Source organism: Porphyromonas canoris (assembly GCF_000769115.1).
Taxonomy (GTDB): domain Bacteria; phylum Bacteroidota; class Bacteroidia; order Bacteroidales; family Porphyromonadaceae; genus Porphyromonas_A; species Porphyromonas_A canoris.
This window is the reverse complement of the sequence record NZ_JQZV01000001.1, coordinates 26,629-46,061: the sequence shown is the minus strand read 5'-3', so window position 1 is coordinate 46,061 and position 19,433 is coordinate 26,629. Positions and strand designations below refer to the sequence as shown.

Genomic DNA, 19,433 nt, shown 5'->3' with positions numbered 1-19,433 from the left:
GATGAAACAGCTGATAAGAAACATCAAACAGAACAGAGTGCTTTATGGCATACTCATAGCGAGTTTTTCTATTTCGATAGCCTTCTCCATGGTGGTTTACATGATCTATTTCTTCAGCACAGGAGATATAGGGATAGAGAACAATAGAAGTCGTATGCTTTTCTCAGATGCAGGTAGAACATATAAGAAAGAACCGAGATCGGATATCAATACGGGTATATCTCTTGATCTTGCAAAGGTATTGTACGAAGATCTACCCGGAGTGGAGATGGTGGCATACAACAGTTGGGCGCTTTCGGAAACAACGAAACAGGCAGAGCAATGTATATCCAGATCGCACGTTTCGGGGGTAGCGGGCAACGAAACTAGCGCTATGGTAAAGCTGGTAGATCCAACCTTTTTCCGAATGTATGAGTTCATATTTTTGAGCGGAAAGCCTTTTGATGCAGAGCGCAATAAGGACGAAGATAACGATGCTGTGATCTCCGATAAGTTGGCAAAGCATCTGTTCGGTTCGGAAGATGCTGTTGGGAAATATATCCGACTCAATATGGGAAAAGAGATTAAGGTGTCCGGCGTAGTAGAGCAAGTTGGTGCACTCTTCTCTAATGCTTATGCAGAGGTTTATTTGCCTGCGGTTCATCGGCAGTTCAGTCCCGAAAGAAGTGCAGAAGGGACACGTGGTCGTTGTTTGGCAGTGCTACTTCTGGAAAAGGGTGCATCTATCAAGCAGGTAACGGATATTGTTGAAGATCGTTTGGCAAAGCATAATGCGACTCTTTCCGAGTATGCTGTGGAAGTGGGACTGAAAGATATCAAGGGAAAGATGTTGTCTTTCGGAGAAAATGGTACAGCCAGACTGATAGTAGCGCTACTGCTGGGTATTCTTGTGCTTGTCCCTGCTCTGACAATGAGCAGTATGGTTTCCACGCTGGTGGAGAAGCGCAGGGGAGAGATCGGTGTGCGTAAAACCTACGGCGCAACAGTGGTGAAAATCGTGAAGATGCTCATTTGGGAAAATCTCCTGATGACCATGTTTGCCGGCATTATAGGCATCATCCTCTCTTTTATTTTGGTCTATCTTTCCAAAAACTGGCTTTTGGCAGGTATGGCAGGTACGATGGATGTCGATGCTTTACAGATTCCGGTAAGTGCCATTTTGAGTCCGAGCGTGTTGCTGGTCCTCTTTGGGGTTTGCCTTCTGTTGAGCTTACTCTCCGTGGTATATCCGGCATATCGTTATGCTAAAGCCGAAATCATACAAACCATCAAATAGAAATCTGACACAGTTATGAGACAACTGATACATAAAATGTGGAATGAGCGTCGCTCCAATGTGGCTCCGGTCGCAGGGTTGTTTATTACATTCATTCTGATGTGGTACTGTATGGACATATTTTATGTCTCGATGAACTCCCTGCTTAAAAGTAGCGGATACAATATAGATCACGTATACAGAGTGGAGATGAGAGCCAATAGGACATTCTCTTATGAGGGAATGGATATGGAGCAGATCAATGAGATAAACCGTAAGAATGCGGAAAGAATACTCTCCAGACTGCAAGACATCAATGGCGTAGAGGCTGCAACGCTCATAATGGGGACTACTCCTTATACGGGAAATATGTTTCAAGCCTATGCTTTGGAGCAGGATACCATGCTTACGGAAGCTAAAGTGATCTATACGACAAAGGGCTACTTCGATACGTTCGGAGTAAAAGTGGATAAAGAGATGCTCGAACATTGGGGAGAAATAGCACCGAGATATGCTGCAGTAACTCCCGAACTGGCTCATGGTGTATGGGGAGAAGTGGATGTAAAAGGACGTCTATTCAAAGACTTTTACAGTGTGCAATACAGCCCTACAGACGAATATCGTGAGATGAACAAGTTTACGGTGGGAAGCGTGATCCCTTCGATGAGGCTGGAAGAGTTTGAACGTTTCGAGCCTTTTGTGATAGCACCCATGCCGCTGTATATGTATATGCCGTCTGCCGACTTCTTTATCCGAGTACGTTCAAAAGTGGACAGCGATCACTTTGTCGAGGACTTCATGAACGAGTACAGGCGTGAGTTGAGTCAGGGACCCTCTTATCTCAACAACGTGGAGGCACTGAAACAGACACGAGATACTTATAACCTCTCTAACGGGAACACGTTGGTGATGCGTGGGGTGCTGTCTGTGATGATCTTTTTCCTCCTCAACATATTTCTCGGAATAGGTGGAATCTTTTGGTTCCGTATGCAAGGACGAGTAAAGGAGATAGGTGTAAAGAAGGCGATGGGTGCTACCAATGTGAGCATTGTCCTTGAAGTGATGGCGGAGGTAGTGTATATACTGCTTTTCGCAGTCCTGCCTGCCATCGTGGTCTGTGCCTTTTTAGCTTACAACGATATTATTATCACCATAAACGATCTTATGGATAATAGCATCGGAAGATTTGGCATGGCTATCGTTCTGACCTTAGTGGCATTTTTAATTATTTCCATTATTGCCGCAGCTATCCCCGCTACAAGGGCGATGAGAATACTTCCGATAGATGCTCTTAAGGAGAAAGAGTAAATGTAAAACAAGAACAGAATAATAAACTATAAAACTAAAAACAGTATGGAAACAAACACAATGATCCGCCTTACAGGCATCAACAAAATTTACAGAACAGAAGAGATTGAAACATTGGCACTGGACAATGTGAACTTGGAAATAGAAAAAGGAGAGTTTTTATCCATTATGGGACCTTCGGGATGCGGTAAGTCCACGCTTTTGAACGTGATAGGTCTGCTCGATAAGCCTACTGCCGGAACGGTGGAACTGGTCGGAAAGAAAACCGACGGGCTTTCGGACAAAGAGCTTGCCCGCTTTCGCAACCAACATCTTGGCTTTGTCTTCCAAAGTTTTCACCTTATCAACTCCCTCAATGTGCTGGACAACGTAGAGCTTCCTCTCCTTTATCGTGGAGGCGTATCCGGTTCGGAACGCACACGATTGGCTAAAGAGGTTTTGGAGAGAGTGGGTCTCAGCAGCCGCATGAAGCATCTCCCAAGTCAGCTATCGGGCGGACAGTGTCAGCGTGTCGCAATAGCTCGTGCATTGATAGGCAACCCCACCATTCTGCTTGCGGATGAGCCTACCGGTAATCTCGACTCCAAGATGGGCGCAGAGGTGATGTCGCTTCTTCAAGAGCTTAACAGAGAAGACGGACGTACTATTGTCATGGTAACGCACTCCGAAAAGCAGGCAGAACAAACCCATCGAATCGTTCGTTTCTTCGACGGTAGACAGATACAGTAAGCCTAACCATTAAACCCACAGACAATGATCAAGCAATATATTAAGCACGCTTTCCGCCTGATAAAAGAGGCTCCCGTGCTCAGCACCATCATGATTCTTGGAACGGCTCTTGCTGTTTGCATGCTCATGATAAAGTTTATGGTGCATAGCGTGGAGACCGGTTCGGTCTATCCCGAAGTGAATAGAGATCGCACACTGTATATCTCTTATATTAAGTCTATCTACAAAGATCCGGAGGGTAAAAACGGAGGAGAGAGCAACGGAGGCATAGCAAGATTTTTCGTTGAAGAGATTCTCAAACCTATCGAAAGTGCAGAGGTTGTGGCATCGTACCTGTTCAGACAGGACGGGACACCGTTCTCCGCTCCCGGTTCCAAGAATAATGCTCAAGGTGTAACACGGGGAACCGATGCGCAGTTCTGGGATGTTTTCCGCTTTAAGTTCATCAGCGGATCGCCCTTTACGCAAGAAGATTTCGACAGCAGGCTTGCTAAGGCGGTGATAGATGAAGATATGGCTCGTAAGGTGTTCCAGACTACCGATGTGGTCGGACGCGAAATCCTTATCAATTTTAGCCCTTACACTATTGTGGGAGTGGTGGAAAACGCATTCGAGTTGGCGCAAGATGCGTATGCCAATGCCTGGTATCCCTACTCCGTAGAAGATTTCCCTGAGACAACAGAGCCTTCCGGAAATGTGATGGTTGCCGTTATGGCAAAGAGCAAAGCGGACTTTCCGGAGATAAGAGCAGAGGTAGAGAAACGGATAGAGCAGTTCAATGCCGACAAGAGTCGCACTCACAGAGTCAGTTTAATGGAGCAACCGGACGACTTTTGGGTACACTTCAACAGGTCTGCATCCAATATCCCGCCCGATATGAAGGAGGTAAACCGGACAAACATCGTATCCATCCTGATCTTTTTGCTTATTCCGGCGATCAATCTTGCGGCGATGACCTCTTCCCGTATGCAGAAACGATATGCGGAGTTAGGGCTTAGAAGATCTTTTGGAGCAACGAAAGGAGGATTGCTCAATCAGGTTCTTTCGGAGAGCTTTATACAGTCCCTTTTAGGCGGTATCCTTGGATTTGTCCTCGCCGTAATCTTTGTTTATCTCTCAAGCAATACATTGTTTCAAGGCAATTATTATACTTATTCCGATGGAGTGGCGCTACCTGTTTGGAACATCATATCCGTACAAGCATTCCTGATGGTACTGTTGTGCTGCTTTGTGATCAACTTCATTTCCACTTTCATACCGGCATGGAGAGCCACTAAGAAGCCTATTGTAGAATCCTTATCACTCAAGAAATAGTCATGATAAAGCATCAACTTAAAATAATGTGGAATGAGCGCAGACAGAATATTGCCATCTTCCTCGAACTTCTTCTGGTTCTACTCTGCTTTTGGGGCATTATGAATATATTTTACAACAGGATTTCGGAAGCACTAAAACCGACCGGATTCGATACTGCCCACACTTATCGCATTTTTCATAGCATCTTACCCAACACCTCTCCGCTTTATATCGCTCCGGAGAGCGATGGTTATCGCACCTATGCAGCCAGTATGCTGGAGGTGAAAAACCGCTTGAAGAAGTTGCCAGAAGTGGAAGCCGTTGCTATTTCGATGCACTCTACGCCTCATATGGGTAGTAACCGTATAACCACTTTATCTTCCGATTCTCTGCATGTACAAGATTGGGTTATGGTCCGTGGCGTGGAACCGGAATTCTTGGACATCTTCAGGATTATGGACGAACAAGGCAGTACGGAAGCCTTCAAGAGAGCTCTTCGAGATAATAAGCTGGTCATCTCCAAAGGTCTGAACGAAGCTTTAGTTCCGAATAACGTCAATCCGATAGGTCTGGAGTTGAAAGAGAGCGATGGAAACATCTTTGGCATCGTCGGAGGAGTATCCGGAGACCTCAAGCAGAATACCTTTTATTGGTGGAACACCTCTCTCTTTCAGCTGCTTTATCCTACCGAAGAGGAGTTTATCTCCTATGGAGACCATCCGAATCTCCCGTATCTGGAGATCTCTATGCGCATCAAACCTTCTGCCGATCACGCTTTCAAGGAGCGTTTTCTCAAGGAAATTGCTCCCACGCTGCACAATTGTAACCTGATCGTTTCCGATATAAGGAGTTTTGCAGAAATGAAAAGCAGCTTCGATGCTCCGTATATAAAGCAGATGAAAAACTATGCTTCCATCGTCATATTCTTTGCCATCAATGTTCTGCTTGGTGTCATCGGTGTCTTCTGGTACCGTACAGACCAGCGCAAACATGAGATGGGCGTTCGGATGGCACTCGGAGATCGTGCGGCGGCACTGCTTCGCCGCTATATCGGAGAAGGGCTTCTGCTTTTGCTTTTCACCATTCCTTTTGCTCTTCCACTCTCTTACGGCATCTCGAAGCTGGGATTTGCCTTCCGGTGGGATACCATGACTTTAGAGCGTTTCCTATGGGGATTCGGGTCGGCTTACCTGCTGATGATGCTGATGGTAATACTTGGCATCTGGATTCCTGCCCGTAAAGCGGTAAATATTCCGCCATCCGTCGTGTTGAAAGAAGAGTAATAACAACCTCAAAATACGCAGTAATGAAACAATACTTCTATCATAACTTTTTCATTTGCGTTTGTATTGTGCTATGCGCCATCCTGCCTGCTTCCGGGCAGGATGTGCAAGCACAGTCGGACTCGATAGCGCAAACCCTCACACTCGAACAAGCCATAGAGATGGCACAAGCCCAAAGTGTGGATGCCGTAGTGGCGCTCGACCGTCTGCGTACAGCCTACTGGCAGTACCGCACATACCGTGCAGAGCTGCTGCCGGAAGTGAACTTTACGGGAGAGCTGCCCAACTACAAGAGCGGCTATAACCTCTATCAGGAGGGAGACGGCAGCTACAAGTTCGTCCGCTCCCGCCTTTTGCAGGCAAGCGGATCGCTCTCCATAGATCAGAACATCCCTCTCACCGGCGGTCGCATCTCGGTGGTCTCCTCGCTGGAGTATGTCCGTCCGTTCACGAAAGCCAATCACTTCCTCACCATTCCGGCAACCATCACGCTGGTTCAGCCCATTCTCGGCTACAATGCACTCCGTTGGCAGACCAAGATACAGCCGGTAAAGTATGAAGAAGCCAAGGCTGCTTATCTCGAAGAACGGGAGAAAACCACGATGCGGACTATCAGCCACTTCTTCGAGTTGCTGCTTGCGGACGAAAATCTGCGCATTGCAATCCAAAACAGAGAGAACGCCAAAAAGCTACACGAAGTGGCTAAAGCAAAACGAGAGATGGGGCAGATCTCGGAGAATGAGCTGTTGCAGTTGGAGCTGAATCTGCTTCAAGCCAACGGGAAAGAGACGGAAGCACGCTCGCTCAGAAACGGCAAGCTGTTCCGCTTGAAGTCTTTTCTCGGCATCACCACAGACGGAGACATCCTCCCCGTAGTGCCTGCATCAGTAGATGCCAAGCGCATCCACTATGGCGATGTACTGGCTAAGGCTCACAAAAACAACTCTTTCGTGCATCGCATCCGCCGTAAACAGCTCGAAGTGGACAGCGAAGTGGCACGAGCCAAAGGCGAACGCTACAAAGTGGATCTCTTTGCTTCGCTCGGATATACCGGACAACACGAACAGTGGAGAGAGGCTTATGGCAATCTTCAAGAGAATCAGATCGTGCAGGTAGGCGTTAGGATACCTCTGCTGGACTGGGGCAAACGAAAAGCAAGAGTGAAGATGGCGGAGAGTGCCCGTGATGTGATGCGCTCGCAAATCAAGCAAGAGACTCAGCAGTTCGACCAAGATCTGTTCCTTTTGGTAGAACAGCTCAACAACCAAGCACAACAACTCCACATTGCACGCAGTGCCGACCGCATCGCCGAAAAGCGGTACAAGACCGGTATAGAGACCTTCATGATAGGTAAGATAAGCACTCTGGAGCTGAACGATGCACAGAAAGCCAGAGACGAAGCACGGCAGAAACATATCTCCGAACTCTTCTTCTACTGGTACTACTTCTACCAAGTGCGCAGCCTGACCCTCTTCGACTATATCAAAGAGAGCGAAATATCTTACGACGCAGACCTGTTTAAGCGTTTGTAGGAAAGTGGGACAGAGAGATTTCTCCTTCTTCTACGGCATGGAACCTGTCCGCCAACATGGCAAGGAACAGAGAGATCTGCCTGATGGCTTCCATCGTAGAAGGGGAGACTTCGTCCCCTTTCAGCCGAAGGGTCATATAGCCATAGACGGCGATATAAGCGGTTTCTATCTCTCCGACGGGCTTGGACGACTTCTGCTTTGTACGCAGATGAACCAAGTGGGGAAGGGTTTTGTAGAAGAGAGCCGAATAGATACCTTGCGTGGGATCTTCCAGCAATGCCTTATGGAGTGAGCCGAGGTGCTCTATCAGCTTGGAGAGCTGAGGCAGGTGTCCTTCCGCAGTAGCTCCGGACGCTATAAGCTCATCGCGCAGAGAGAGATACCATTGGAGCGTCTCGGACTGCAACGGCTCTTCCAGCCGGTATTGGTTCTTGACGTAAGAGGTGATCGCCTCGGTGTCGAGCTTCAGTGCGCGCAGAATATCTTCTACCTGCCACATGTAGAGGATGTATTCGGAGATATTTTCTTTTCGTTTCTTTCGAGCTACTATCATGGGTATGGATAACGGTTGGTCTCGGTGCAAATGTAAAGAAAATATGTCAGAGATAAGAGCCGGTTTCAAGTGCACTTTTATATAAAAACGGAGTGCTCACGCTCTGCTCCGAAACTGCTCCGCTTTCTCTCTTTTTGGAGTGAAAATTTTTGTTTTGTGTTGTAATGGTTTGAAATAGAGTGAAATATAAATCAGCGCGAATTTGGAAAAAATTTTTTCTCAGTCCGTTTGATGGGGCTTTTTCGCGTTAATAGGTGTAAATTTTAACACCCATGTCTGTAAACGTTTCCTAATGAAGAAATTTGCCTTTTCAGGTGCTTTTTAGGATAAAAATACGTAGCGGTCTGATTATTAACGCCTTAGCCATTTTTTGCTAAACACGTTAATCGAATTCGGTAAACGTGTTTAGTGAAATCGGTAAACGTGTTCGTTGAAAAATTAAACACGTTAAGCCGGAAGAATATGCTCGTTTAGCGTTTTTGCTTAACAGGTATCGAAAATAGTGTTAATAAAATGGGCTGATTTAACAAATCCGGTACCCCTCTGAAAACGACCCCTTCGATCAAAATAGAGAGCAAGAAAAAAGGGAGCATTTTTCGGTATGGAATATATAAAAACAACGTGTACGAAACGGTCTCCGTACACGCTGTTTTTATGGGTTGAATATGGCTCTCAAATCACCCTTAATATGACCGAAATGATTCCGATGATACCTATACAGAGTTTGATAATAGGCCATACAAAACGGGTATTTCCCTTTTTATTTCCGAGATTTTGCTTTTTGAGCCTGGAAATGTCCGAAATGGAAAGAATAACCAACAGAATGGCAATGATGAGTATGCCCGCCAAATAGAGTGTCATACCTGCAGAGTGTGAAGTGTGAGACTACTTGGTGGTTTGAACTTCCGGTGTCGGCACTGCCGGCTTATAGCCTTGAGAAGCGGTGTCCGACATGATCTTCTTCTCTACCAACAAGCCGTCTTGGAAGATGAGATAGGTGTAGGTGATGAGTAGATTGGAACCCTCATACTGGGTGTGTCTGTACACCAATGTCTCTATCACTTTGCCCTCTTTATCTTTGTAGAACTCTGTGCCTTGAAGACTGCTCTTCATGGAGCGCAGCTGGCGCAGTACGTCATTCTTCTTGGCTCCGTAAGAGATGGCATCCATCTTGCTGGCGTAAGAGGGTCCAAATATTCCGCAACCGCTCAGACCCAACGTGCAGGCAAGCAGAGCCGCTGCAAAAAAAGTTTTTTTCTTCTTCATATATATAGTGTTTGTTTTCTCTTCTGTGCTTTGGGATTATCTCCTGCGGGGATGTGCGGGAGGCATCGGACGTCTTGGTATAAACATTCCGGGACGGGATACCTGCTTCTCCACAAGGATGTTGTTCTTGAAGATGAGATGTATATACTGCACGGAGAAGGGAGTATCTCCCTGATTGTCCTTATAAGTGAGTATCTCTATCATGTCTCCGTTGTCGTCCCGGTAAAACTCCTGATTATCGAACATCATGCTTATGGGACGCAGACGCCTTTGAGCTTCTTGCTTGGTGATTCCGGGCGGTAGATCTTGAAGATCTCTGTATGCTCTCATCATGGAACAGCCGCTCAACAGAAGCGCAACAACGGCAATCAGTGCCATCAAAATAACTTTTCGGTTCATGGTTTGCTCCTCTCTGTGTCTTATGGTTTTTATTAAAATCCCCCATGTAAACAGGGGTCGAAGCAAATTTAGATAAAAGCAGACAGAGAAACAAGCCTTTTACTCTTCCGGCTGAGGCAGATATTGCTCATAAGGTTCTCCGAACGATGCCAGCTCTCGAACGAGAGAGGAGCTGACGGAACAGAGTTCGGGGGCGGAGAGAAGCAGTATGGTTTCGAGGTTGAAGTGCTTGCGGTTGAACTCTGCCATGTTTCTCTCATACTCCATATCCGCCACGTTGCGTATTCCACGTATCAGCAGAGAAGCCCCATGCGCTTGGGCGAAAGCACCGGTAAGTCCTTCGTAAGCCACGATAGAGATAGCCGGAACTTTTGCATAGATGCGGCGCAGGGTCTCGACCCTCTCTTCCACGGAAAGAAAAGGCTGCTTGTTGCGGTTGATACCTACGACAATGATGAGCCGGTCTACTATCTCCAGTGCCCGTAAGGCTATGTCGTGATGTCCGATGGTATAGGGGTCGAAGCTTCCGGCATATATCCCTGTTCGGGGATGCGGTGTAGAGAATGCTGTATCCATATCCGTTGGTTAAAAGTTATATTTGACATCCACAAGCGAAAGCCCTTCGGCAGGGGCGGACATCCCTGCTGCCGAGCGGTCTTTCTGTTCTAAAATATTTCGTATCCCTTCCGGAGCCATCTTTCCACGCCCTATCAAGAAGAGTGTACCCACGATGGCTCGTACCATATCCCTTAAAAAACGGTCTGCGGTAATCTCGAAACGATAGCCTTCGCCCTCTTCCCGTACCCACTCTGCACGTTTGACGGTGCAGATATTGGTCTTGACATCCGTGTGGAGCTTGCTGAAAGAGGTGAAATCCTGCTTTCCCAACAGAAACAGAGCCGCTCGGTTCATCGCTTCTATATCCAAAGGGTGGTGGACAAACGTGGAGAAGTGTCTCAGGAACGGGTCTCTGTTGAAGTGGATACGGTAGTGATAGGTGCGCTCGACGGCATCGAAGCGGGCGTGAGCGTCTGTGGCAACTTCGTATATCCGGTAGATTGTAATGGTTCTTGGGAGCAAGCGGTTGATCTTATGCGCATCGAACGGGAGGGTATCCCCCTCAAAGTCGAAGTGTACCACCATTCGGGCGGCATGAACTCCGGCATCCGTGCGTCCGGCACCAACGATGCTTACGGGCTTTTGTGCTATCGTACTCATCGCCTTTTCGATGCTCTCCTGCACGGTAATGCCGTTGGGCTGTATCTGCCAACCCGAAAAGGAGCTGCCGTCATAGCCCAACTCCATGAAGTATCGCTTTACAATCGGTTGCTCTTTCATCTTGTTATGCTTGTTCGTACTCTTCCCGGCGACGCTTTTCTTTCTCTTTTTCCTCTTTGCTTAAAGGCAAAATGAGGTTGAGCAGCACGGCAACCACGGCAGAAAGCCCGATGCCGGAGAGAGAAATCGCCATAAGAGAACACCGCACCGCCTATACCGATGGTGAGGGTAATGGAGATGATCACCACGTTACGGGTATTGGTCATGTCCAGTTTATGTTGCATCAGATTGACGATGCCGGCACTTGCAATGGTTCCAAAGAGTAACAGCATGATACCGCCCAGTACAGCCGGAGGAATGCTCTTGAGCAGCGCGCTCACTTTACCTATCATCGAGAAGACGATACCGGTAACAGCTGCTATGCGGATCACGACCGGGTCTGTTACTTTAGTCAATGACATCGCACCGGTAACCTCTGAATAGGTTGTTACGGGCGGGCCTCCGATAAAGCTTGCAGCTATACAAGCCAATCCGTCTCCGAGTAGAGTGCGGTGAAGTCCGGGGTTCTTGACGAAATCTTTACCGGTTACCGTATTCACCACATATACATCGCCGATGTGTTCGATAACGGGAGCTATCGCAACAGGAATCATAAACAGAATGGGTTCCCACGCAAAACCTTCGTAAGGAATGAATTGAGGAAGTCCGAACCATGGGGCTGTTGCAACGGCAGACAGATCCACTCTTCCGAGAGAGAGGGCTAAGAGGTAGCCGACAAGGATACCACAGAAGATGGGAATCAGCTTCAGAAGACCTCGTGTATAGATTGTAACAAACACCGCAACGGCTAAAGAGACTATTGCCAACAGCCAGTCCTGATTCGCCATATTCACTCCGGCAGAGGAGAGACTCAGTCCGATGAGAATGATTACCGGACCTATCACGACGGGAGGAAAGAGTCGGCGGATCACTTTAAGCCCCTGCCACTTGACGAGAGCACTCATAATGAGATAGACCGCTCCTACTCCGACAATGCCGGAAATGGTACCGCTCAATCCATAAAGCTCGGTGGCTTTGATAATGGGAGCGATAAAGGCAAAACTGCTACCGAGAAAAATTGGCACGACGCCCTTGGTAACGAGGTGGAAGATGAGTGTTCCTATCCCGGCAGAAAAGAGTGCCGTGGAGGGATCAAGCCCTACAAGAAGAGGAACTAAAACAGTAGCTCCGAAAGCTACGAATAGAAACTGAACACCGACAATGCACTTGCGCGGAGTGCTGAGTACGATGGGTTCTGTGGGTTGGTTCATTCTGTTTACAGGTTTTTAATATAGATGTTTACAAAATTAGTCAATTAGCCATACTCTGCAATATGACACTCGTTCAGCTCTGCCCTTGCAGTCGGGAGGCATAGAGCCGTAAGTGTTGTTCGGCGACCTTTGTGTAAGAGTAGCACGATACGGCTTTCTCTCTTGCGGCGGAACGCATTGCCAGATACTCCGAAGGTGGCAGCAGAAGCATCTGTTCTATCTTCTTTGCCAGATCCGAAGGGTTGGCATACTCTGCCAAAAAGCCATTCTTTCCCGGCTGTATCATTTCGGGTATTCCTCCGGTCTCGAATGCCACAACAGGTGTACCGCAACTCAGGCTCTCCATGATAGTGCAGGGGAGATTCTCAAACAGAGACGGAACCACCAGCATACAGGCAAAACGGTAAAGCTTGATCATCTCCTCTTCCGAGCCGATGTATCCATGAAGAACCACCGGAAGGGTTTCCAGAAGAGCGGAAGCGTGAGGAGAGAGCTTTCCAAAAACATCTACCACCACGTTCATCTCCTTCAAGGGCAGGCTATGAAGAGCGGAGAGCAGTTCGTCGAACCCTTTTCGGGGATCGTCTGTCTGCACTGCGCCCACCACTATACGCTTCTGCTCCAAAGAGAAAGAGGCAGGAGGGGAGAAGCTGTCCGTGTCTATCGCATTCGGTATGGTGGTTATGTCGAGACCTTTTGTGAGTTCGGAAGCTCTTGCTTTCCCGGCAATCCATTCGCTGCAACAGATAAAAGAGGGGCGGAGAACGGGGTATATCCTCTGCTTCCGGCGCCATACACGATTCACAAGAGAGTTCTCCTTGCCGCTCCAAGGCGATTCGTAGCTGTTCGGATCGGATAAATGGGGAGACACTGCCGTGAATGGCCACATATCGTGAGTGGTCCAAAAGAGCGGCTTCCCCGTACTCGCGAGCCGTTCCAATCCTTTCAGGGAGAGCATCCCATGGTTTATCCAGTGCAGATGAATTACATCCGCCCACTTCACCAATGGGTGCAACGAAATGTCTCTACCCCATGAAGCCGTGGAGATATGGAAGATCTTATCTCTGCGGAAACCGTTATGCAGATAGATCTCTGCGCGTTCCGCCATAAAGTTGAACCGGTCTGCAACGCTTTTTTTCTCCAAAAAGAGAAATGCCACATCCACATCCGGCATCATAGAAAGAGCATCTCTCAGACGGCGTGCAGCTATTGCCGCTCCACCACCTGAGAGATGCGTATTTACGATGAGGATATTCACGGTCTTGAAGCGTCGTTACAGCTCTTCGCTTTTAGCCCTGCTCTTCGATCCCAGATAGCCGCCATGATGACGCTTGGAATACTCCGAGTATGAAAATCCGATGGCTTCCATCACGCCCACAACGAGAAGATCGCCCATGACGGTCATTACTGTTGTGCTGGTCGTAGGGGTCAGTCCGAGCGGACAGACCTCTTTGGGTGATCCCGTATGGAGGACGATGTTGGCATTTTGAGCCAATACGCTCTCCGTATCGCTTGTAATACAGATATACGGAATACCCGGAACAAGTCTGCGAGACAGCTCCACAAGTTCGAGTATCTCTCTTGTCTTGCCGGAGTTGGAGATAAGAAGCATCAGGTCATTTGGGCAGACTATTCCAAGATCCCCATGCTGTGCTTCGCTCGGATGCAGAAAAAAGGCGGGAGTACCGGTGCTGCTGAATGTCGTAGCCATGTTTGCCGCAATCTGTCCTGCCTTACCCATACCGGACGTAACCAGCTTACCTCCATTGGTATGCACATGTTTAAGTATAAGATCTATTGCCTCCTGATAGCACGAACCTAAAGGAATGTTTCGTACGGCACGAGCTTCCTGTTCGAGTATCTCGGAAAGGTTTTCTATTGTAAGCATAGCGGTTATTCTTCTATTGCATTTATTAACAGGAGTCAAAGATACGCCATTTTTCTCATAGCTTGTTTCCGCTTACGGCTCTTCCGTATTCGTTCGAGAAGGAGTAAGGCTTGTCCTCTTCCGTTATTCCTCTTTCTCTGTTGGGTTTGTTGCTCATCTCGAAAGAGATCTCACCGCCTTTCAGCAGCTGCGAATAGGTCAGGAAGTTTTTGTTCCATACTTTCCCGTCCACCGTCATACCATATATATAAGGAGTGTCGGACGTGTTGCCTTTTGCATTCAGAAGCAGTCTCCTGCCATTGGGAAGAGCGATTTTCACTTTCGGGAAAATCGGAGAGCCCAATACGTATTGCTCGGATGCAGGAGCAACCGGATAGAATCCGAGTGCGGAGAAAACGTACCAGGCAGAAGTCTGACCATTGTCTTCATCACCGCAGTAACCGTCCGGTGTGGGCTTGTAAAGCTTATCCATCACTTCACGCAAACGGCTTTGCGCCTTCCACGGTTCGCCTATATAGTTGTAGAGATATATCATGTGTTGTATGGGCTGATTACCGTGCGCATAGTTGCCCATATTGGCTATCTGCATCTCTCGAATCTCATGAATCACAAAGCCATAATAGCTCTCATCGAAGACGGGAGGCGTAGAGAACACGGAGTCGAGCATAAGACTCATTTTCCTGTCTCCGCCCATCAGAGAGGCGAGACCTTTCGGATCATGAAACACAGACCATGTATAGTGCCACGCATTTCCTTCCGTGAAAGCGTCTCCCCACTTCAAAGGAGAGAACGGTGTCTGAAAAGTGCCATCGCTTTTTCTGCCTCTCATGAGGGATGTTTCGGGATCGAACAGATTGCGATAGTTCATGGCTCTCTGTGCCAACGTGTTCAGAAGAGACGCTTCCCACTTTAGTTTTCTTCCCAGCTGCCATATACACCAGTCATTGTACGCATATTCCAGCGTGCGTGCGGCACTCTCCTTTATCCCAATATCGCACGGCACGTATCCCAGCTCATTGTATGCTTCCCAACCTTTGCGCCCTGTGGACGACACGGATGGATGCACTGCATTGGCGCCGTGTAGCAGTCCGGCTCGGAGTGTGGCGGTATCTTTCACCATGACTCCCTTGAGATAGGCATCGGCAAGGACGGATGCAGAGTTGTTGCCCACCATGCAGTCTCTATGTCCGGGACTTGCCCACTCCGGAAAGAAACCGCTTTCGCGATAGCTGTTGAGCAGTCCCTCCTGCATCTTGATATTCTCTTCCGGATAGAGGAGATTAAGTAGCGGAAAGAGAGAACGGAATGTATCCCAAAAGCCGGTATCGGTGTAGAGATAGCCCGGAAGCACCTGTCCGTTGAACGGACTGTAATGGACGATCTTTCCTTTCGGGTCTATCTCGTAAAATCTTCGCGGAAAGAGGAGAGAGCGGTAGAGTGCGGAGTAAAATGTGCGCCGTTGGTCGGTGCTGCCGCCCTCTATCTCTATGCGGCCCAATAACCTGTTCCACTCCGCTCTGCCACTGTCTCGCACCTGCTCGAAGCTCTTGTCTGCCACCTCCAAAAGGTTCTGCTCTGCCTGTCGTGCGCTGATGAACGAGGAGGCTATCCGGATCTCCACCTCCGGAGACTCTATCTCCACAGCCACTCTGGCATGTCCCGCAACATCCGGATCTATCTTGTGGAGGCCCTTTATCGGTGTGGAAAACTTCAAGGTAAAGTGGCAGGCAAAATTTTCGGGTACGCCTCCGCTGTTTTTTCGTGAGATTCCTTGCAGCGTGTAAGCATCTTTCTGCTCTATGTGAGAGCCGGAGTCGAAAGCATCCAGCAGCAACCAACGGAGCTGTTCTGCCCTGCTCTTTTTCGGATAAGCTACTCTGAATATCACGGCTCGTTCCGTTGGGGTCAGCTCCACAAAGGTGTCATGGGAGGCAAGATATACGCTATAATAATAGGGTGTAACGCTCTCTGCCTTGTGCGAAAACCATGAGGCGGAATGCTCGGTATCGAAAAGCGAGTACCACTTCTTCATATCTTCCGCCCCCTCTCCGTGTGGAGCAGGAGGAGCCATCAGGGGCATGATGAAAAACTGCCCGTAGTCGTTGATCCAGGGACTGGGTTGATGGGTCTGCTTGAAGCCTCTTATCTTGTGAGCCGTATAGGTGTACTGCCAGCCGTCTCCGGGCTTCCCGGTCATCGGTGTCCAGCTGTTCATGCCCCAAGGTCTGCCTATAACCGGATAGGTGTTCCCCGAACTGAGTTCAAAACTACTCTGTGTCCCGATGAGGGGAGATACATAGTCTACGGGAGATTGTGCCGAAAGATCGTAACCGGCCATGTGGAAAAGGAGAAGTGCCAGAGTGGCAAAAAACGCTTTGGAATGATTCATGTCTGTAAAATATCTCCCCTAAAGGTAGAGGAGTTTGACGAAAAAAGCAATATCCAAGTTCTACTAATTTCTCTGTGAGTAAGCCGGTTACAAATGCTTACAGCCTTATCCCATATTTAAGGATGTGTATGCAATTTGCTTTTAAGCTGTTCAAGAGTTCTTTTTATCGTGTTAAAAAAGAGGATTGAAGCTTTATGAATCTTGAAATCAAGGCTTGATGTTTGCAAATCAAAACTTGAGTTCTGCATCTCAAAGCATGACTTTCAAAACTCAGCCCTTGATTTGTAAATTTTAATGCGTTCAGAGGAAGAAACAGACAGGTTCGGAAGAACTTTTGAACGGCTTCATCAAAAGAGTTCAAGCCGTCTTATCGTGGCTCTTTCGGGCTATCGCTTTCTTTCCGGAAGGCTTCCGGCGGTGTGGAGCAAGAGAATTACCGAAAAGCAGGTATGTCTCTCTAACTTATTGTAATAGAGGAGTCTGTCTCTTTGATACGAAGCAATAATCTCTCCATCGGTACAAAAACGGACAAAATGTTGTTTTTCTGAAATATTAGTACTAATTTTCGGAGAAAGTCGCAGAGCTTTGCCCGACAGAAGAAGGTATTTTGGCTCTGAGACATATAAAATAAGCTATTATAATTTCAAACCATCTTACATAAGGACGTTATGAAAGTGTACCAAACCGAAGAGATTAAAAATATCTCTATACTGGGCAGTTCAGGCTCAGGTAAAACCACGCTTGCGGAAGCAATGCTATTTGAAGGCGGTGTCATTAAGCGTAGAGGAACAGTGGAAGCAGGAAATACTGTTTCGGACTACTTCCCGGTAGAAAAAGACTATGGATATTCTGTGTTCTCTACGCTGTTTTCAGTAGAATGGCAAGGTAGAAAGCTCAACTTTCTCGACTGCCCCGGATCCGATGACTTCGTAGGTGCAGCGGTTTCTTCTCTTAGTGTTACAGATACGGCTCTGATGGTCGTAAATGCTCAGTACGGTATAGAAGTGGGGCTGATCAATCAGTTCCGTTATACAGAGCAGTTTAAGAAACCGGTGATCTTCATCATCAATCAGCTTGATCATGAAAAAGCCGACTTCGATAACAGCGTAGCCCAGCTGCAAGAAAGATACGGCTCCAAAGCCGTTCCGGTACAATATCCGGTAACCGTGGGTACAGGCTTTAACGAGATCGTGGACGTCCTTAAGATGAAAATGTACCGCTGGAAACCGGAAGGCGGTGTACCCGATGTGCTCGACATACCCGAACAGGAGCAGGAAAAGGCTATGGCTTATCACCAGGCATTGGTGGAAGCAGCAGCAGAAAACGATGATGCGTTGATGGAGAAGTTCTTCGATCAAGGCACACTATCGGAAGAGGAGATGAGAGAAGGTATCAGACTGGGGCTTGTATCTCGCAGCATCTTCCCGATATTCTGTGTAAGTGCTCTTAAAGATATGTGCGTGAGACGTACTTTGGAGTTTCTTGGAAATATCGTTCCATGTACAGACAAGATGGAACCAGCTATTACCAATGAAGGTGAAGAGGTAAAAGCAGACTCTTCAGGCCCTGTAAGCCTTCTGTTTTTCAAGAGTGCCATAGAGCCTCATATCGGAGAAGTGGACTACTTCAAGGTGATGAGCGGTACGGTGAAAGAGGGCGATGACCTCATCAACGCAAATAAAGAGAGCAAAGAACGCATCACTCAGCTTTATGTGGCAGCAGGAGCAACCCGCGAGAAAGTGGCAGAGATGAAAGCCGGAGATATTGGTGCTACCGTTAAACTGAAAGACGTGAAAGTGGGACACAGCTTGAACGAAAAGGGCTGCTCTTATACCTATCCCGAAGTTCAGTATCCGGAGCCGAAGTATCGCAGAGCAATCAAGGCTGTGAACAGCAGCGATGCGGAAAAACTTTCGGAAGCGCTCACTCGTATGCACTCTGAAGATCCGACATGGATAGTAGAACAGTCCAAAGAGTTGAAGCAACTTATCGTGCACGGACAGGGAGAGTTCCACTTGAGAACATTGAAGTGGAGACTTGAAAACAACGACAAAATTCCGGTAGAATTTTATGAACCAAAGATTCCATACAGAGAAACCATCACCAAAGCCGCTCGCGCAGACTACAGACACAAGAAACAGTCGGGTGGAGCAGGTCAGTTTGGCGAAGTGCATCTTATCGTAGAACCATACGAAGAGGGAACCCCTCTGCCTCAAAGCTATAAGTTCGGCGGTCAAGAGTTTAAGATCACAGCAAGAGATACTCAAGAGATCTCTTTGGACTGGGGTGGAAAGCTCGTCTTTGTGAACTCTATTGTCGGAGGAGCCATAGATGCCCGATTCCTTCCTGCCATATTAAAGGGTATTATGTCTCGCTTGGAGCAAGGTCCTCTTACCGGTTCTTATGCGCGCGATGTAAGGGTCGTGGTATATGATGGAAAGATGCACCCGGTGGATAGTAACGAAATATCCTTTATGCTTGCAGGACGTAACGCATTCAGTGAAGCGTTCCGCAATGCCAACCCGAAGGTATTGGAGCCGATCTATGACGTTACGGTCTCTGTTCCGGCGGACTATATGGGGGATGTTATGAGTGATCTTCAGACACGAAGAGCCATTATCATGGGTATGAACAGTGCTGCCGGATATGAAAAGATCCAGGCGAAAGTTCCTCTTAAAGAGCTTTCCAGCTACTCTACATCTTTAAGCTCCATAACCGGAGGACGTGCAAGCTTCACGATGAAGTTCTCAGGATATGAGCTTGTTCCGACAGATGTACAAGAAAAACTTCTTGCAGATTATGCTGCAGAGAAGGAAAAAGACGAATAATAGAAGTTTGCTATGATTTTTGAGAGGGAGCTGCTCTGACAAGAGCAGCTCTTTCTTTGTTTGCCAAAGTGAATGTAAAGAAAATCATAAAAATACGCTATCTTTGTCTTGTTGTGTTC

General features: G+C 47.7%; 16 protein-coding genes and 1 pseudogene. 7 read left to right on the top strand and 10 right to left on the bottom strand.

What is annotated here, in order from left to right; genetic code table 11:
• Nucleotide 1: 1 nt before the first annotated feature.
• From HQ43_RS00200 to HQ43_RS00175, 6 genes are read left to right on the top strand one after another with little or no spacing between them, the layout of a single operon-like run.
• On the top strand, nucleotides 2-1,276 hold the full coding sequence (locus tag HQ43_RS00200; RefSeq protein WP_036788202.1) for an ABC transporter permease: 1,275 nt from the start codon (nucleotides 2-4) through the stop codon (nucleotides 1,274-1,276).
• A 15-nt stretch (nucleotides 1,277-1,291) separates the two neighbouring features.
• Nucleotides 1,292-2,563: an ABC transporter permease gene (locus HQ43_RS00195; RefSeq protein ID WP_036869305.1), complete on the top strand. Its 1,272-nt coding sequence runs from the start codon at nucleotides 1,292-1,294 to the stop codon at nucleotides 2,561-2,563.
• Nucleotides 2,564-2,623: 60 nt separating this feature from the next.
• Nucleotides 2,624-3,292: an ABC transporter ATP-binding protein gene (locus tag HQ43_RS00190; protein ID WP_036788401.1), complete on the top strand. Its 669-nt coding sequence runs from the start codon at nucleotides 2,624-2,626 to the stop codon at nucleotides 3,290-3,292.
• A gap of 24 nt (nucleotides 3,293-3,316) precedes the next feature.
• Entirely contained in the window at nucleotides 3,317-4,606 is a 1,290-nt protein-coding gene (locus tag HQ43_RS00185) for an ABC transporter permease (protein WP_036788198.1), read from the top strand.
• Between the two features lie 2 nt (nucleotides 4,607-4,608).
• Nucleotides 4,609-5,871 carry an FtsX-like permease family protein gene (locus HQ43_RS00180; RefSeq protein WP_036788196.1) on the top strand — a complete coding sequence of 421 codons (1,263 nt, stop codon included), beginning with the start codon at nucleotides 4,609-4,611 and terminating at the stop codon, nucleotides 5,869-5,871.
• A 23-nt stretch (nucleotides 5,872-5,894) separates the two neighbouring features.
• A complete protein-coding gene (locus HQ43_RS00175; protein ID WP_052079560.1) occupies nucleotides 5,895-7,403 on the top strand; it encodes a TolC family protein in 1,509 nt (502 codons plus the stop codon).
• Here the strand turns inward: HQ43_RS00175 and HQ43_RS00170 are convergent.
• From HQ43_RS00170 to HQ43_RS00125, 10 genes and pseudogenes are all read right to left on the bottom strand, one after another.
• Nucleotides 7,390-7,956, bottom strand: coding sequence for a DUF4924 family protein (locus tag HQ43_RS00170; RefSeq protein ID WP_036788194.1), 567 nt, complete (start codon nucleotides 7,954-7,956; stop codon nucleotides 7,390-7,392). The two genes, HQ43_RS00175 and HQ43_RS00170, sit on opposite strands and share 14 nt — an antisense overlap.
• A 672-nt stretch (nucleotides 7,957-8,628) precedes the next feature.
• Nucleotides 8,629-8,817: a hypothetical protein gene (locus tag HQ43_RS00165; protein WP_036788192.1), complete on the bottom strand. Its 189-nt coding sequence runs from the start codon at nucleotides 8,815-8,817 to the stop codon at nucleotides 8,629-8,631.
• A 24-nt stretch (nucleotides 8,818-8,841) separates the two neighbouring features.
• On the bottom strand, nucleotides 8,842-9,222 hold the full coding sequence (locus HQ43_RS00160) for a hypothetical protein (RefSeq protein ID WP_036788190.1): 381 nt from the start codon (nucleotides 9,220-9,222) through the stop codon (nucleotides 8,842-8,844).
• Between the two features lie 36 nt (nucleotides 9,223-9,258).
• Nucleotides 9,259-9,600, bottom strand: coding sequence for a hypothetical protein (locus HQ43_RS00155; RefSeq protein ID WP_161785849.1), 342 nt, complete (start codon nucleotides 9,598-9,600; stop codon nucleotides 9,259-9,261).
• A gap of 120 nt (nucleotides 9,601-9,720) precedes the next feature.
• On the bottom strand, nucleotides 9,721-10,197 hold the full coding sequence (coaD, locus tag HQ43_RS00150) for a pantetheine-phosphate adenylyltransferase (protein ID WP_036788185.1): 477 nt from the start codon (nucleotides 10,195-10,197) through the stop codon (nucleotides 9,721-9,723).
• Nucleotides 10,198-10,206: 9 nt separating this feature from the next.
• The gene (truA, locus tag HQ43_RS00145) at nucleotides 10,207-10,959 is read right to left on the bottom strand and encodes a tRNA pseudouridine(38-40) synthase TruA (RefSeq protein ID WP_036788183.1); all 753 of its coding nucleotides are present in this window, start codon (nucleotides 10,957-10,959) and stop codon (nucleotides 10,207-10,209) included.
• A 4-nt stretch (nucleotides 10,960-10,963) separates the two neighbouring features.
• Nucleotides 10,964-12,209: pseudogene (locus HQ43_RS00140) on the bottom strand (uracil-xanthine permease family protein).
• Between the two features lie 73 nt (nucleotides 12,210-12,282).
• Complete coding sequence (locus HQ43_RS00135) at nucleotides 12,283-13,467, bottom strand: glycosyltransferase (protein WP_036788181.1); 1,185 nt, start codon at nucleotides 13,465-13,467, stop codon at nucleotides 12,283-12,285.
• Between the two features lie 15 nt (nucleotides 13,468-13,482).
• A complete protein-coding gene (locus tag HQ43_RS00130) occupies nucleotides 13,483-14,097 on the bottom strand; it encodes an SIS domain-containing protein (protein WP_036788179.1) in 615 nt (204 codons plus the stop codon).
• Nucleotides 14,098-14,152: 55 nt separating this feature from the next.
• Entirely contained in the window at nucleotides 14,153-16,486 is a 2,334-nt protein-coding gene (locus HQ43_RS00125) for a GH92 family glycosyl hydrolase (RefSeq protein WP_036788177.1), read from the bottom strand.
• Nucleotides 16,487-17,154: 668 nt separating this feature from the next.
• Between HQ43_RS00125 and HQ43_RS00120 the strand changes: the two genes are divergently transcribed.
• Nucleotides 17,155-19,314: an elongation factor G gene (locus HQ43_RS00120; protein ID WP_036788175.1), complete on the top strand. Its 2,160-nt coding sequence runs from the start codon at nucleotides 17,155-17,157 to the stop codon at nucleotides 19,312-19,314.
• Nucleotides 19,315-19,433 lie beyond the last annotated feature (119 nt).

What these genes read in the sequence shown, in the direction of transcription:
- HQ43_RS00200 (WP_036788202.1), top strand. Translation starts at nt 2, where the DNA reads ATGAAACAGCTGATAAGAAACATCAAACAGAACAGAGTGCTTTATGGC.
- HQ43_RS00195 (WP_036869305.1), top strand. Translation starts at nt 1,292, where the DNA reads ATGAGACAACTGATACATAAAATGTGGAATGAGCGTCGCTCCAATGTG.
- HQ43_RS00190 (WP_036788401.1), top strand. Translation starts at nt 2,624, where the DNA reads ATGATCCGCCTTACAGGCATCAACAAAATTTACAGAACAGAAGAGATT.
- HQ43_RS00185 (WP_036788198.1), top strand. Translation starts at nt 3,317, where the DNA reads ATGATCAAGCAATATATTAAGCACGCTTTCCGCCTGATAAAAGAGGCT.
- HQ43_RS00180 (WP_036788196.1), top strand. Translation starts at nt 4,609, where the DNA reads ATGATAAAGCATCAACTTAAAATAATGTGGAATGAGCGCAGACAGAAT.
- HQ43_RS00175 (WP_052079560.1), top strand. Translation starts at nt 5,895, where the DNA reads ATGAAACAATACTTCTATCATAACTTTTTCATTTGCGTTTGTATTGTG.
- HQ43_RS00170 (WP_036788194.1), bottom strand. Translation starts at nt 7,956, where the DNA reads ATGATAGTAGCTCGAAAGAAACGAAAAGAAAATATCTCCGAATACATC.
- HQ43_RS00165 (WP_036788192.1), bottom strand. Translation starts at nt 8,817, where the DNA reads ATGACACTCTATTTGGCGGGCATACTCATCATTGCCATTCTGTTGGTT.
- HQ43_RS00160 (WP_036788190.1), bottom strand. Translation starts at nt 9,222, where the DNA reads ATGAAGAAGAAAAAAACTTTTTTTGCAGCGGCTCTGCTTGCCTGCACG.
- HQ43_RS00155 (WP_161785849.1), bottom strand. Translation starts at nt 9,600, where the DNA reads ATGGCACTGATTGCCGTTGTTGCGCTTCTGTTGAGCGGCTGTTCCATG.
- coaD (WP_036788185.1), bottom strand. Translation starts at nt 10,197, where the DNA reads ATGGATACAGCATTCTCTACACCGCATCCCCGAACAGGGATATATGCC.
- truA (WP_036788183.1), bottom strand. Translation starts at nt 10,959, where the DNA reads ATGAAAGAGCAACCGATTGTAAAGCGATACTTCATGGAGTTGGGCTAT.
- HQ43_RS00130 (WP_036788179.1), bottom strand. Translation starts at nt 14,097, where the DNA reads ATGCTTACAATAGAAAACCTTTCCGAGATACTCGAACAGGAAGCTCGT.
- HQ43_RS00125 (WP_036788177.1), bottom strand. Translation starts at nt 16,486, where the DNA reads ATGAATCATTCCAAAGCGTTTTTTGCCACTCTGGCACTTCTCCTTTTC.
- HQ43_RS00120 (WP_036788175.1), top strand. Translation starts at nt 17,155, where the DNA reads ATGAAAGTGTACCAAACCGAAGAGATTAAAAATATCTCTATACTGGGC.